The organism is Bradyrhizobium sp. NAS80.1 (genome assembly GCF_001908205.1).
GTDB lineage: Bacteria > Pseudomonadota > Alphaproteobacteria > Rhizobiales > Xanthobacteraceae > Bradyrhizobium.
In genome coordinates this window covers 1-14,400 of the sequence record NZ_LGHL01000043.1, presented here as the reverse complement: position 1 = coordinate 14,400, position 14,400 = coordinate 1, and the positions used below count along the sequence as shown (strand labels likewise).

At 63.3% G+C, this 14,400-nt stretch carries 12 protein-coding genes and 3 pseudogenes; 5 read left to right on the top strand and 10 right to left on the bottom strand.

The genetic code is table 11. The features are described from left to right. Positions 1-3 precede the first annotated feature (3 nt). The 7 genes and pseudogenes from AC629_RS10625 to AC629_RS10595 form a co-directional block, all read right to left on the bottom strand. Positions 4-837, bottom strand: a complete 834-nt coding sequence (locus AC629_RS10625) for a phosphoenolpyruvate hydrolase family protein (protein ID WP_084804727.1) — start codon at positions 835-837, stop codon at positions 4-6. A 3-nt stretch (positions 838-840) separates the two neighbouring features. Continuing rightward, positions 841-3,048, bottom strand: a complete 2,208-nt coding sequence (locus tag AC629_RS10620; protein ID WP_084804726.1) for an ABC transporter permease — start codon at positions 3,046-3,048, stop codon at positions 841-843. After that, the gene (locus AC629_RS10615) at positions 3,041-3,823 is read right to left on the bottom strand and encodes an ABC transporter ATP-binding protein (RefSeq protein WP_084804725.1); all 783 of its coding nucleotides are present in this window, start codon (positions 3,821-3,823) and stop codon (positions 3,041-3,043) included. The genes AC629_RS10620 and AC629_RS10615 overlap by 8 nt, the downstream gene beginning before the upstream one ends. After that, complete coding sequence (locus AC629_RS10610) at positions 3,816-4,904, bottom strand: branched-chain amino acid ABC transporter permease (RefSeq protein ID WP_084804724.1); 1,089 nt, start codon at positions 4,902-4,904, stop codon at positions 3,816-3,818. The genes AC629_RS10615 and AC629_RS10610 overlap by 8 nt, the downstream gene beginning before the upstream one ends. A gap of 1 nt (position 4,905) precedes the next feature. Continuing rightward, a complete protein-coding gene (locus tag AC629_RS10605) occupies positions 4,906-5,916 on the bottom strand; it encodes a branched-chain amino acid ABC transporter permease (RefSeq protein ID WP_084804723.1) in 1,011 nt (336 codons plus the stop codon). Between the two features lie 200 nt (positions 5,917-6,116). Next, positions 6,117-6,945: pseudogene (locus tag AC629_RS10600) on the bottom strand (helix-turn-helix domain-containing protein). Positions 6,946-7,077: 132 nt separating this feature from the next. Further along, positions 7,078-8,328: an ABC transporter substrate-binding protein gene (locus AC629_RS10595; RefSeq protein ID WP_084804722.1), complete on the bottom strand. Its 1,251-nt coding sequence runs from the start codon at positions 8,326-8,328 to the stop codon at positions 7,078-7,080. 305 nt (positions 8,329-8,633) lie between these two features. Between AC629_RS10595 and dctP the strand changes: the two genes are divergently transcribed. The 4 genes from dctP (at position 8,634) to AC629_RS10575 (ending at position 12,725) form a co-directional block, all read left to right on the top strand. After that, positions 8,634-9,668 (top strand): TRAP transporter substrate-binding protein DctP, encoded by a 1,035-nt coding sequence (dctP, locus tag AC629_RS10590; protein WP_084804721.1) that lies wholly within the window; start codon positions 8,634-8,636, stop codon positions 9,666-9,668. A gap of 27 nt (positions 9,669-9,695) precedes the next feature. After that, the gene (locus AC629_RS10585; protein WP_084804720.1) at positions 9,696-10,247 is read left to right on the top strand and encodes a TRAP transporter small permease; all 552 of its coding nucleotides are present in this window, start codon (positions 9,696-9,698) and stop codon (positions 10,245-10,247) included. 78 nt (positions 10,248-10,325) lie between these two features. Beyond that, positions 10,326-11,555 (top strand): TRAP transporter large permease, encoded by a 1,230-nt coding sequence (locus AC629_RS10580; protein ID WP_143199044.1) that lies wholly within the window; start codon positions 10,326-10,328, stop codon positions 11,553-11,555. 918 nt (positions 11,556-12,473) lie between these two features. Continuing rightward, positions 12,474-12,725: a hypothetical protein gene (locus AC629_RS10575; protein WP_084804764.1), complete on the top strand. Its 252-nt coding sequence runs from the start codon at positions 12,474-12,476 to the stop codon at positions 12,723-12,725. Between the two features lie 142 nt (positions 12,726-12,867). Here AC629_RS10575 and AC629_RS10570 read toward each other — a convergent pair whose 3' ends face one another. The 3 genes and pseudogenes from AC629_RS10570 to AC629_RS10560 form a co-directional block, all read right to left on the bottom strand. Then, on the bottom strand, positions 12,868-13,161 hold the full coding sequence (locus AC629_RS10570; RefSeq protein ID WP_084804719.1) for a thermonuclease family protein: 294 nt from the start codon (positions 13,159-13,161) through the stop codon (positions 12,868-12,870). A 52-nt stretch (positions 13,162-13,213) separates the two neighbouring features. Continuing rightward, positions 13,214-13,432, bottom strand: a pseudogene (locus AC629_RS10565) (ketopantoate reductase family protein); the annotation flags it as partial. Between the two features lie 128 nt (positions 13,433-13,560). After that, a complete protein-coding gene (locus tag AC629_RS10560) occupies positions 13,561-14,100 on the bottom strand; it encodes a hypothetical protein (protein ID WP_084804718.1) in 540 nt (179 codons plus the stop codon). Between the two features lie 60 nt (positions 14,101-14,160). Here AC629_RS10560 and AC629_RS10555 point away from each other — a divergent pair. Next, positions 14,161-14,400 (top strand): annotated as a pseudogene (locus AC629_RS10555) (Spy/CpxP family protein refolding chaperone); the annotation flags it as partial.

Below are 14,400 nucleotides of genomic sequence, written 5' to 3'. Positions count from 1 at the left end.
GCGTTATCGCGCGCCGATCGCCTTGAATTTGCGTACCTGGTCCGTCAACGCCCGCTCCACCGGCAGTCGCTCCATCGAGGAGGCGCCGTAGAAGCCGTGGCAGTAACGGGTGTTCTTCATGATGAAATCGGCATCTGCGGGATCCGCGATCGGACCGCCATGGGCGAGCACGAGGATGTCCGGATTGACGCTGAGCGCGGCCGATGCCCAGGTGTCGATATGCGCCGGGCAGTCCTTCAGCTTGGGTGCGGTCTGGGCGCCGATCGTGCCGCCGGTGGTGAGCCCGAGGTGGCAGACGATGATGTCGGCACCGGCGATCGCCATCGCGGCAGCTTCCTTCTCGCTGAAGACGTAAGGTGTCGTCAGCAGGTCCTTCTCGCGCGCCTTGGCGATCATCTCGATCTCCAGCGCATAGGACATGCCGGTCTCTTCGAGATTGGCGCGGAAGACACCGTCGATCAGGCCGACGGTCGGAAAGTTCTGCACGCCGGCGAAGCCAAGTGTCTTGAGCTGGTCCAGGAACACGTCCATATCGCGAAACGGATCGGTGCCGTTGACCCCGGCAAGCACCGGCGTCTTGCTGACCACGGGCAGAACTTCGCCAGCCATCTCCAGCACGATGGCGTTGGCGTCGCCGTAGGGCATCAGACCCGCAAGCGAGCCGCGGCCGGCCATGCGGTATCGGCCGGAATTGTAGATGACGATGAGATCAACACCGCCGGCTTCCTCGCATTTGGCCGACAGGCCGGTGCCGGCGCCGCCGCCGACGATGGGCTCGCCGCGCTTCGCCATCTCGCGAAACCGTTTCAGGAGTGCTGCGCGTTCAAACCGGGCCATCGGTCACCTCGCCAGTCTCCGGCGCGCCCCGGTGCGGCCGAACAGCGTTCGGAACGCAGCTACGATGGTCGAGGCGAACTCGGGATCGTTGATGTTTTGCTTGACGTGGATCAGTTGCCGGTTCCCGGTCTGCCGCACCGTGCGCTCCAACGCGCGGAACAGGGCGGCATCGGACTCGGGGTCCCAGAACGGCTGGCCGCGGACATCGAGCGCGGAGACGCCACCCGCGGGCAGGAAGAAGCGCACTGGCCCGTCCATCTGATTGAGCCGCTCGCCGATCCAGCGGCCCATGCGCTCGTTCTCATCCGCCGTGGTCCGCATCAGCGTCACCTGCGGATTGTGAACCTGGAACTTCCGGCCGCTGTAGCGCTCGGGGATAGTGTCGGGCGCGCCGAAATTGACCATGTCGAGCGCGCCGACCGAGCCGATATAGGGCACGCGGGCTCGGATGATCGCGCCAAAGCGATCGTCGGTCGCGGGAAACACCCCGCCCATCAGGAGGTCGCAGATCTCGGTCGTGGTAAGATCGATGACGCCCGCGAGCTGGCCGGAATCGACGAGCTTCTCCATGGAGCGGCCGCCGACGCCGGTGGCGTGGAACACCAGGCATTCGAAGTCACCGCGCAAATCGGCTGCGATCTTCCGCACCGCTGGTGTCGTGACGCCGAACATGGTGATGCCGACCGCAGGCAGCCCGACTCGATCCTTGGCCTGGCGCTGATCGAGCCGTGCCTTGACCATGCCGGCGATGGCGTTGGCGCCGTTCGAAAGCACCGCGCGCGAGATCGAATTGAGACCCTGCACGTCGGTGACCGAATACATCATGGTGATGTCGGCAGGGCCGACATACGGCGCAACGTCGCCGGAGGCGACCGAGGAGATGATCAGCTTTGGAACGCCGACGGGGAGGGTGCGCATAGCAGGCGCAACCAGCGACGCCGCGCCCGAGCCGCCCGCCGCAATCACGCCGGCGATATTGCCTTGGCGCCGCACCCAATTCGCAAACGCATCCGCCATCGCCGTCACCGCGGCGCCGCGGTCCGGGCCGAACACGGCCGAGCCGCCGCGGCCATGGTTCAACGCGATCTCCTGCGCCGAGACATCGCAAGTCGCCTGCTTGCCACTGGTGGAGACGTCCACCAGCCGCGTGCGCAATCCGCTTTCGGCGATGATGTCGCGGATGAAGCGAAGTTCTGTTCCCTTGGTGTCGAGCGTGCCGACAACCAGCACCAGCGGCGGGCCCGACATTTGCGCCGTTATCGGTTCGCGCTTGCGCCGTGCGGTCTCGTCGAAACGCGCGATCTGCGTCGACAGCGTGCGCGCGGCGGCTTCGATGCGCCCGATCGGGACCGGCTGCGACCAGCGCGTCGGCGGGGTGGGATTGGAGATGTAGATCCGGATCGGCCCGCTGGCGCGCGTGGGCTGCGGGGTTGGCTTCGCTTCACCGCCGGCGGCGGGCGCATCGATTTCGGGTTCGAGCTCGGCGTGCAGTCCAACGCCGAGCAGGCGCTGTTGTAGCTCGCGATCGGCGGCGAGCCGCACGGAGTCGATGATGCGATTAATGCGACCATTGACCATGATCGCGACATTGCGCGAGACCGCGGTTGCGACGCCGATGTTTTGCTCGATCACGAGCACGGCCATATCGCCGTCCTCGCCGAGTTGCAGCAGCATCTCCTCGACCTGAGCGACGATGACGGGCGCGAGCCCCTCGGTCGGCTCGTCCATGATCAGCAGATGCGGATTGGTGAGCAGGGCGCGTGAGATCGCGAGCATCTGCTGCTCGCCGCCGGAGAGCTGGCCGCCGCCATGGTCCTTGCGCTCGGCGAGACGCGGAAAGGTGTCGTAGATGCGCTCGACGGTCCAGGCGCCGGACCGCATGCCGCCGGCGAGCCGCAGATGCTCGTCGACGCTGAGCGAGCGCCAGAGACGGCGTCCCTGCGGGACATAACCTACGCCGAGCCGTGCGATATGGGCCGGCGGCCGCCGCGTGATGTCCTCGCCGCGAACGCGGATCGAACCGCCGCTCACTGGCACCAGGCCCATGATGGCCTTGCACAGGGTAGTCTTGCCCATGCCGTTGCGGCCGACGACCGAGAACACGCCGGCGTCGAGTGAGAGGTCGACGCCCTGAAGCGCGTGGGAATGGCCGTAATAGACGTCGAGGCCTCGGACCTCGAGCGCGGCGGCGGAGCGGCGGACCTCATTCATGGCCGCCTCCGAGATAAAGTTCCTGCACCTCGGTGTCGGACTGGATCTCCTGCGGCAGGCCCTCCTTAAAGATCCGGCCGTTGTGCATCATCGTCACGCTCTCGACGACGCGCAGGGCGACGTCCATGTCGTGCTCGATGATGATGTAGCCGATATGCGACGGCAGCGAGGTCAGAATCTCGACCAGCTCGACCCGCTCGGTCGGCGAAAGGCCCGCGGCCGGCTCGTCGAACAGCACAAAACGCGGCGCGCCGGCGAGCGCCAGCGCGATCTCGAGCTGGCGCTGCTGGCCGTGCGCAAGCTCGGCGACGCGCTGGTCCTTTACCGCCGTCAGATGTACGGCCTGCACGAGACCGTCGGCGGCGTGCATCAGCGCATCGTTCTGTCCCGGGCGTAGCAACGAGAAGCGTCCGCGCGAGACGCCGCGGCAGGCGAGATAGACGTTGTCCTGCACGGTAAGGCCGGGGAACAGCGCGGAGATCTGATAAGTCCGCCTGAGGCCACGGCGGATGCGCTCATAAGGCGGGAAGTGGGTGACGTCTTCGCCGAAGAAGCGGATGGTCCCGGAGGAGGGTGGGAAGTCTCCGGTGATGCAGTTGAACAGCGTGGTCTTGCCGGCGCCGTTGGAGCCGAGCACGGCGCGTCGCTCGCCCGCGCGAACGGTGATGGTGACATCGGTCAACGCCGCGAGCGCGCCGAACAACCGCGTCACGCCGCGCAGCTCCAGCGCTGCACCTGCGCCGACGGCCGAAAGACGTTGCGCGACGCTATCCATGGCCCCGCCCTCCGCCCGGACGGTTCTCTTCGCGGACCTGGCTCTGCCGCCAGCGCTGCCACAAGCCGATCACGCCATCCGACGACCAGAACACGATGGCGAGAAAGCCGAGCCCGATCAGGAGGCGAAAGCGATTGCCGTCGAGCCCGATCTTGACCAGGAAATCGAGCGCGAAGGTGCGCAAGAGGACGAAGACCAGCGCGCCGATATAGGGACCGACGGGCCTGGTGATGCCGCCGACAACGGCGATGATGAGGACGTCTATGCACGCTCCGACGCTGACCGAGCCCGGCGAAATCTGACGGTAGTTCCAGACCTGGAGCACGCCGGCGAGACCTGCGATAAAAGACGCCACCGCATAGGCCGCGACGCGATGCGCATTGACGTTGAAGCCGAGCGCGGCCATGCGGCGCGGATTGTCGCGCACGCCCTGAAGCGCGAGACCGAACGGGGCACGGGAGATGTATTCAACGGCGAAGTAGCAGAGGGTGGCAGTCGCGAGCACGACATAGTAGAAGGGAATATCGGCTCGCCAGTCGACGCCCCAGAAATGCGGCGTGGCAACATTGTTGATGCCGGTATGGCCGTTGAAGATCGCCCAGTTCTGGTTGGTGAAATAGTAGAAGGCCGCACCGATCGCGAGGGTGATCATGATCGTGTAGATGCCCTCGGTGCGGACCGCGAGCGCGCCGCCGAGCGTGCCGAAGATCGTCGCAAGCGTCAACGCCATCGGCACCGCCAGCCACCACGGCCAGCCCAGGCTGATATTGGCGTTGCCGCTGATGCCGAACACCGCGACCATGTAGGCCGCAAAGCCCGCGATGGTGAGCTGCATCAGGCTGACCATGCCGCCATAGCCGGCCAGGAACATCAGGCTGAGCGCGATGGTGCCGAGGATCAGCGTCGTCGCAAAGATCTCGATCAGGAAGAAGCCATTGGCGATCAGTGGCATGATCAGGAGGATGACCGCCATGATCCAGGCCGCGGGATTATTGATGTCGGGCCATCCGCGCACGGCCGGACGCTGCGCCGTTGCGGCGGGCTTGTGGACCTGGATACGGGCATCGTGGGTGACGGACATGTCAGCGCCTCGCGAGCAGGCCCTGCGGCCGAAGCGCCAACACCAGCACCATGATCAGGAACGTCACGACGATGGCGTAGGTCGGGATGTAGACCGAGCCGAGCTGCTCGGCGAGGCCGATGATCAGCGCGCCGAGTGCGGCACCAGGGATCGAGCCCATGCCGCCGACGATGACGACCACGAGCGAGGCAAGCAGGAAGCGGATGTCCTCGCCGGGCGACAGCGACTGGAAGGTGCCGCCGACCACGCCTGCGATGCCGGCGAGGCCAGCGCCGAGCGCAAAGACGAGAACGAAGACGATCTGGATGCGTACGCCGGTCGCGGCGAGGATGTCGCGGTCATCGACTCCGGCGCGGATGATCATCCCGATCCGGGTGCGATTGAGCGCGAGCCACATAGCGATACCGATGATCGCGGATGCCAGGAAGATCACGAGCCGCACCAGCGGATAGCGCAGATAGACCGGATCGCCGGAGGATTTCACCGCGGTGATCAGCGGCAGCTCGATCGGGCCGATCAGCCAGTTCGGGGTCTGGATCTGGTAGAAGTCGCCGCCGCAGGCCCACAGCATGAGATCGGCGAACACGATCGAGAGGCCGATCGTCACCATGGTCTGGCGCAGGTCCTGGCCCTCCATGCGGCGAAACACGAGGACCTGGAGCAGGATGCCGACCAGCGCGGTTAGGATGAAAGCGACGATGAAGCTGAGGATCCAGGAGCCGGTCGAGGCGCTGATGGCGTAGCCAACATAGCCGCCGAACAGATACAGCGAGCCGTGCGCGAGGTTGACGTTGCGCATCAGGCCAAAGATCAGCGTGAAGCCGCTGGCGACGAGGAAATAGAGACCGCCGAGGGTGATGCCATTGAAGAGCGCGTTGAGGAAGACCCGCTTGCGGCCGATCGCCTCTTCAAGGCCCGGTGGCCACACCGCGAAGATCAGCCACAGCGCCACCGCGATTGCGATGATGATGATCAGCGCCCAGGCAGGATGGCGCTCGACGAAGCGGGTCATGATCGCCGCTCCGTCTTCACGTCACTCCGACCCTTTCCCCGCGAGCGGGGCAAGGGGGCACGCAGACCGTCGCCGGCCGCAAGCCTTGCCATGAACGTGCGCTCCCTATCGAGTGCGATCCTCTTTTCGGGACCGCGTTCCGGGCATCCTAATCGGGCTGTAAGGGGAGCGTTTGATCGTGAGTATCTTTTCGCGCGCCCTCAGGCGCGCAAAACCTTGGCGGCGCGGCGATAATCGGTCGGGGCCATCCCGACATTGGCGGCAAAGAAGCGGGTGAAACCGCTCTGCGAGGAGAATCCGAGATCGAAGCCGATGTCCGCAATCGGCGCCTCGCTCGCCACCAGCGCTTCCAGCGCCTGCTCCATGATCAGCGTGTTGAGATAGAGGTGCGGGGTGACGCCGGTCTGGATGCGGAACAGCCGGTAGAAATGCGGTCGCGACAGGCCGGATTCGCGCGCAATTGTGTCAAGCTCGATCTCGGCACCCGGGCTCTCCGACATCATCTTGATGCACCTGCGCACGCGAAAATCGGTGACGGAGCCGTTCGCCCGCGGATCGCGCGCGGTCTCGGCCTGCTGCCAGCTTTCGTCGTAGCAGATGTCGATCAGCGCTCTCAGCTCACCATCGAGGGTGTTGAGCGACGGCGCACCGCAGACCAGTGCGGCCGTGCGCCTGATGTGCCTGTCCAGCGCAACTGACCGCTTGAACTGGGTGCGGCCGAAGCGCAGTCGATCGGCGCCGGGCGCGTCGGGCGCGAACCATTCTGCATTGACGTAGAGCACGAAGAAGATGGCGCCGCCTTCAAGATCGGATGGCAGGAAATTGTGCGGTTCCCACGGGTTGACCGCGACGACAGAATCCTCGGTGAGCTCATAACGGCCATCGTTGACGTCGAGGCATGCCTGACGCCCCCCCGACATGGAAGATCAGATGACCTTCACGATGCGCGTGGATGTTGAAAGGGCGGTTCAACTGGTAAACCGTCGCCCGGCCAAAGCGGCCATGGAAGACGGCGAGCGCCCGGCTCATGCCTTCCCTCCCGAAAGCTCTTGTCTTTTTTGGGGTAGCGTTCAACAACCGGGGAGAGAATGCAAGGGCGCCCGATGTCCGCGCCTTGCAAATCTCTCCCCCGGTCAGTCGTTGCTCGCGAACGAGACTACGTCAGTACTTCTTACATTCCGGTACTGTACGACTTGGCAAACCGATCTTGGCAAACACCGCAGGGTCGTAGCCCAGCGTCTGGTTGACGTTCGGGATTACCTTCACGACCTTCGAGAACAACGCACCCTTGCCGTCATCGACGACCTCGGTGACGAAGTTGGTGCCGATCGCCTGGCGGTTGGAGTCGAGCTTGATCTTGCCGTTGGGTGCGTCGAGCTCGATCTTGGCAAGGGCTTCCTTGTACTTGGCCTGGTTGTTGGAGAGGTCGCCATTGACCTGACGCAGCGCCAGGATCAACGCCATGGTCGAGCCGTAATAATTGGTGGCCAGCAGCGACGGACTCGGGAAGCGCTTGTTCGGCGGGAAGGCGTCCTGATAGTCCTTGACGAACTTCTGCCAACCCGGATCCTCCCAGGTATCGGCCTGGCCGCTTGCGGCCAGCGTGCCGACCAGCGCGCTCTTGGCGTTGCCCTTGGACGACAGGATGGTCTGGTCGATCATGATCGAGCCGCCCATCAAATGCGCCTTGCCGCCGGCCTGCTGGTACTGGTTGAGGAAATTGACGGCGTCGGCGCCGCCGAGGCCAAGATAGATCGCGTCGACGTCGTCGGGCAGCGCTGCGATGACCGAGGCAAAGTCCTTGGTGCCGAGCGGCACCCATTGCCGGTTGGTCACCTGTCCGCCGGCGCCGCAGAACTCGAGCACGAGGCCGAACACCTGCGTATAGATGAAGGAGTAGTCCTCGCCGACGGTCGCGATCTTGCGATACTTCTTTTCGTCATAGGCGTATTTGCCGAGGCCCACCTGCCACTGCGCGCCGTCCATGTTGTAGCGGAAGAAGTTCGGGGCCGGATCGACATAGGTCGTCTCCTGGGCGCCGGAGGCGGCGTTGATGAAGGTCAGCTCGGGATGGGTTTTTGCAAAGTTCTTGACCGCGATGCCTTCGTCGCCGGACAGCGGCGACAGCAGGATCTGCACCTTGTCCTGCTCGATCAGCTTGCGCACGGCGCGCACGGCGGAGTCCGGCGTCGCGTCGGTTGAGGCGATGACGAATTCGAGTTCCTTGTCGCCGACCTTCTTGCCGAGCACGTTGAGCGCCGTCTGGAAACCGCGGATGCCGTCCTCGCCGAGCACGGTGTAGGTTCCTTCGAGCGTCGCGGTGACGCCGACCTTGATCTTCTCCTGTGCGAAGGCGGTGCCTGAAAGTAACAGGCTGCTCAACGCGATCAGTCCTAAACTGCCTTTCAACATTGCTCTCCTCCCTGGGGCGTTCTTGTCGCTGTTCTTCACCGCTGCCCGGCGCGTCCGCCGCGCGGTACGGCGTTCGGCAAGGTCGACGGTCGTTGAGATGAAGGCTAACCGAACTCGGATGCAGCGCACGCGTCGGAGCCATGTGCCGCTTAACTGGCAGTCTCATTTTGAATGTTGCGCCGCAAATCGTTCCGCGGTGCAATAGACGTACCGCGCGGGGAGTGGAGAACCATCTATTTCGTTGCAACTAATCGCCGCTGGCGCAATCGTTAGACAAACATACAAAAGTGTCACGGAGGACAACAATGGTTTCCAAATGGAATCGGCGTGCCTTCATGGGAGGCGCGGCAGGGGCGCTGGCGATGCCTTATCTGCTCCGTACGGCCCGGGCGGACGATGCGATCAAGTTGCGCTGCTCGCTTGATACGGCGCCATCGCACCCGCGCAATCAGGCGATCGTCGACTACGTGGCCAAGCTCGACGAGGCGAGCAGGGGCAGGATCAAGTCGGAGGTGTTTCACTCTGGCCAGCTATTCGCCGATCTCAACGTCACCAAAGCGCTGATCCAGGGGCAGATCGACATGGCCGCGCCGGGGACGTGGACCCTGACCGGGCTGGTCCCGGATGCCGATTTCGCTCAGCTGCCTGCGCTCTACGGCCAGCCGGTCGATGTCATTCGCCGTTGTGTCGACGGCCCTCCGGGGGAACTCGTCGGCAAACAGATCGAGGCCAAGGTACACTCGCACATTCTCGGCCGTTGGCTCGAGCTCGGCAACGAGAACTGGTACACGACCAAGAAAGAGATCCGGACGCTCGATGATTTCAACGGACTGAAGATCCGCAGTCCCGGAGGCGCGGGCATTTCCTGGCGCATCGCCTTCGTGCACGCGATCCCCAACGTGACGCCGTGGCCCAACGTTCCGCTCGCTCTGTCGCAAGGGACGTTCGATGGCTTCGTCAGCTCGGATGAGAGCTGCAACTCGGCCAAGCTATGGGAGGCGGGCGTGAAGTATTCCTACGCGGACCATCAATTCTTCGCCAATTACATTCCCCAGGTCAGCGACGCTTTCTGGTCGAAGCTTGGAGAGGCCGACCGCAAGCTGATGCGCGACGTCTGGTCGGCCAATATCGATCGCTACCGGGCGATGTCGGCGAAATCGCAAGCCGACGCGCGCGAGACCATGAAATCGCACGGCGTCACCTTTGTCGATCCGACGCCGGAGCAGTTCGCGGCTGATCGCAAGCGCTTGATTGCCGCGCAAGCCGATCTGATCCGTGACGCCAAGCTGTCGGCCGACATCGTCAAGCTCGTTAGCGATGCAGTCGGCAGTCACAGCTGAGAGGTATCCTTCGAAAGGAAGCGGCTCTTGCGTGAGGCGTGGTGGGACAAGGCCGAGCGGTTCCTGATCGGCCTGCTCGGGATCCTGGCAATGCTCGTCGGGGTGGTGCAGGTCGCCGGCCGCTACATCGCGCCGCGCTATGCGATTTCCTGGGCCGAGGAGGTGATCGTCTATTTGATCGTCTGGGGCATCATGCTTGCGGCGTCCCAATTGGTGCGTACGGACGGCCACGTCCGGCCCGATCTCGTGCTTAGGGCCGTTCCCGCTCGTGTGCAGCGCTGGATGGAGGTGCTCAATTGCGTGGCTGCGCTGGTGTTCTGCGCCGCGCTTACCTGGTACGGCTGGAGCATCGTTGCGACCTCCTGGCAGTTGGATGAGCGCAGTTCATCGGACCTGCAGTTTCCGATGTGGCTTTATTCCGCGGCGATCCCGACTGGGGCGCTCCTGATGAGCGGTCGTTATCTGGCGAGACTCTATCGTTATCTCGTCGCCTTCAATGCCGAGACGATGACCGTCGGCCACATTCCCGAGCACGAACGGGCCGGCGGATTAGGCCCTTTGCCACCGGGCGCGGACTGAGGCCATTGAGGTAGGCGGGGGCGCAGTGATGTCGGTCTTCCTGCTATTGCTGCTGTTCTTCGGCCTCTTGGCCGTCGCATGCCGATCTTCCTGGTTCTTGGCCTGTGCGCCGCCGTTCTCTACATCGCATCAGGCGATCCGCTGGTGGGCGTCGCGCAAGTCGTAATCGATCACCTCAATTCGCCGACCCTGATGTCGCTGCCACTGTTTGTCATGGCGGCGACCTTCATGCGTCACGGCGGCGTTGCCAAGGCGCTGGTCGACGTGTCCGCAGCCTGGCTCGGCGGCATTCGTGGTTCGCTCGGGCTGGTGACGGTGGTGGCCTGCACGCTGTTTGCGGCGATCTCCGGCTCTTCGGTTGCTACTGCGCTCGCGATGGGCACCATCCTGGTGCCGGCGATGATCGAGAAGGGCTATCCGCGCAGCTTTGCGCTGGGCGTGGTCGGCGCGTCCGGCACCATCGGCATTGTCATTCCCCCGTCGCTGGCGCTGATCCTTTACGGCATCGTCGCCGAACAGTCGGTGCCGCGCCTGTTCCTCGCCGGCCTGTTGCCGGGTCTGCTGCAAGCGACCGTATTCTTCTGCTGGGTCTGGTATGACGCGCGGCGGCGGAAATTTCCGGCGGAGCCGAAACTGCCGCTAAACGAGCGCCTTCGCGTGACGGCGAGGGCGCTACCTGCGCTCATCGTGCCGGTCATCGTGCTCGTCGGCATCTATGGCGGCGTCGTAACGGTGACCGAAGCCGCCGCCATCGCCGCGGTGGTGTCGCTACTGGTCAGTCTGACTTACTACCGGGGCTTTCATTGGTCAGAGACATTGTGGGTGGTTGCGGACGCGCTGAAAAGCGCCGGTGCGATCATGTTGATCGTAGCGGCGGCGTTGGCGTTCGGCCACTGGATGACGGCCTCGGGCGTTCCGGCAGAGCTCGTGAAATGGGTGTTGGCGCGCAATCTGGCCCCTTGGCAGTTCCTGCTGACGATCAACGTGCTGTTGCTCGTGCTGGGCTGCTTCCTCGAAGTGATCGCAACGCTGTTGCTGGTGCTGCCGCTGCTCGCGCCGGTCCTGCCTGCGCTGGGTGTGGATCCCGTACACTTCTCCATCATCTTCACCCACAACATGGAGATTGCGCTGGTGCATCCGCCGGTCGGGTTGAATCTGTTCGTGCTGTCGACGATCTCGCGTGCGCCCATCGGTGAGGTCGTGCGCGGCGTTCTGCCGTTCCTCATTCTGCTTTTGATCGTGCTGATGATCATCACCTACGTGCCCGCCCTGACGCTGTGGCTGCCGCACGCGGTGTATGGTAGCTAAAGCGTCCGATTTCCCCATTGAAAACAGACTGTTATGTCCGTTTCTTGGGCGGATTTTGTCGCTCGCTCTCGATTTTCATACAACCACCGCCCAAGCAAACTCCAATCGGCCCATCGGTGTTTATCGAATCCTTGGTGCAGCGATGGTGATTCATCCGCAATCGAATCCTTGAGCGAGCCGGGATACGAGCGGCTTGGATGGCCGCTACGCGCACGAATCCTGGCCGGCTCTACCTCTCTTTGGATCGAGTCGGCGCGTTTTCCGACACCGGGATGTTTCGATCATGGCGACGGTGAGAGCAAGCGCCCGGTTATGATGCGAGGCTTGTCGGACGGGCGTGTACGGTCGCTCCACGCAGTAGAGGCGAGGAAATGCGGTGGCTGAACTGAAGATACCTTTCGGCTTGGACGGCGCCGGTCCAAGATCAATTGGAAGTTGGCCTTCGCAAGAGTCAGCCACGATCTCCGGTCGGATCAGTCCGTATGATGCGGCGAGCTTTCGCGGAGCGGTCAGTGTAGCGGAAATTAGAAAAGGTGTTGAGAGAAAGCTTATCAGTCGAGGCGAGCGCAGCTCAAACGCGGATGCCTGGGAAGAGCCGCGAAACCAATCTTGTAAATGACGTCGTGATCGCAAGCCTCGCAGGCATTCCACCTTCTTCAGCGTCTGTACAAACTCAGATCGGAGATCTTGTTCGTGCTTCGGGTCTTTAGGCTCCGAGCGGAATGCGACCTTCACGAGGAAACGGTCCAACAGCGATGCGACCGAAATCCCGTTGCAGGTGACCGTGAGCCAGCCGGCGGATCTATGGCCGGCGCGGTAACGACTGGCAAATATTCGATTGCGGTAACTGAAAAACAGGAAGAGACTTTGACGGTCGGACCCAACAAGCCCCCACGGCTATCACCGAAGGAGGAGGGAATGACCGCTCATAAAAAATACGGATGGAAGCCGCCCACTGCCGCCCAACGTGAGGCGCAAAGGGTCTTCAAGGAAACCGGTGCCAAAGTAGCGATGTCCGAGTATGAACGCATCCAAGCGGCGTTTCATGCAAATCGCGAGAGGTTAAAGGCTGAACGACTTGCTCGCGAGGCCGAAGCGGCGGCGCGGAAGCACAAAAACCTGATCACGGCCCACTCTCCGAATGTGCACGGCGGTCTGCGGCACCGCTGAGACGTGCATTCAAAATTATCAATCGGAAAGGGCAGGCGCTTGCGAAGTGCAAGCCGGCTTAGTGGTTCGGCTGCGCACATAATTCGGTGGCAGCCAATTCAGCCCTCTTTGGGGACGAAGCGCCTCGATTTGCTTTTCGCCCTCAACCCCGATACCGCCGCGGCTCAACGTAGCTGCGCTTCCAGATCCCGCGACCGGCTTGCTCAGCTCTCTGTTGGGCTGGGCGGTACTTGCCGCTGGAGTACCGCGGCCAGTCCAATGCAAGACCTTGGGCAATCAGCCATTCGCCGAGATCCGTACCGCCGACTGTACAGGTCGCAACGGTCCGCCCGTAACGGTCGAGGTTGACTAGCGCGCAGTTCACTGGCCGCTTTCCGATAAACTCGTCGAGCGCATTCGCCGCTTCTGCTCCGCAGCGATACTGGAGGCTGTGCATTGTCGACGCCGTTCTGGAGACTGGGGATCGACGTTTCCGGACCTAAGCGTCCAGCCAAAGACCGACCTGCTTCCTCTGTGTCGGCTGACTTCACGCAAAATAGCACCAAGTCCGGCGAGGCGAGGGAGCTTGCGTCTGTAGACGCAATGGCAGGCAAGTATCCCTTGAAGTTCTGCGTGTCCAGGAGGAGGCCATGCACATTGATTGCATCGACGTGCGTTTGCCTGCCGATGAACACCACGTCATGCCCATCCCTCCAGCAGACCGCCATAGTAGCATCCCACCGCTCCAGCTCCGACGATCGCGATTTGCACGTTTATCTCCTGGTCGTTGAACAGTGTGTCAGGCAGCGGCGCGCCAATCTTGCTGGCGGAACCTATCGACCACCTCGATTGTTGCTTAGGAAGCCTCTGGCATCGCCGGCCTTCCCAACCGCCGTCGACTAAGGTGGAGGAAACTATGCTGAGAGCTGGGTGCGGCAAACAGGTTTCGTTGGCGCTCGCTGGGATCCTGGTTTGCGCAGCCGTGGGGCTCTGGCTCACAGACGTAGCCCAAGCGGGCCGTGGCGGTGGCGGCGGCGGTGGTTTTCATGGTGGCGGCGGCGGTTTCCACGGCGGCGGCGGTGGCGGTTTCCACGGTGGGGGCGGTGGCGGCTTCCACGGTGGCGGTGGTTTTCGTCCCGCTGGCGGGTTTCACGGTGGCGGCTTTCATTCCGCTGGCGGTTTTCGTGGTGGAGGCTTTCACTCCTTTCACACCGCGCCACACGCGGGACGCAGTTTCAGCGCACGCGGCTTCCAATCCCACCCGGCCCACGTCTTCGCCGGTCGCAACGCGCCCTCCAGTGTTCATGTTCGAACCGGCGTTTCGCACGGCTTCGTCGCAGCCAACCGCACCGTCTCGAACCGGATAGCCCAGCGCAATGCCAATGCGGTCGGCCATGCGCTGTCCTCGCGTCGGGTCAGGAACGCTCTGAACGCTCCCGGCGGGCTGCGCAATCCGATGACTCGCGCTGCCATCACGGCGGGCGTCGCGAGTGCCGCCTGGAGTCAGCACAATGGTGGCTTGTGGTGGCGCCACCCGCACGGCGGCTTTGGCTGGGTCGGCCCGGTGTTCTGGCCGTTTGCCTATTACGATCTCTATGATTACGCTTGGTGGGGCTGGGGTTATGACCCATACTTCTGGGACTATGGGTATGAGGATCTCTATGCCGGCCTGTTCGGCCTCTACGATTATGGCGCC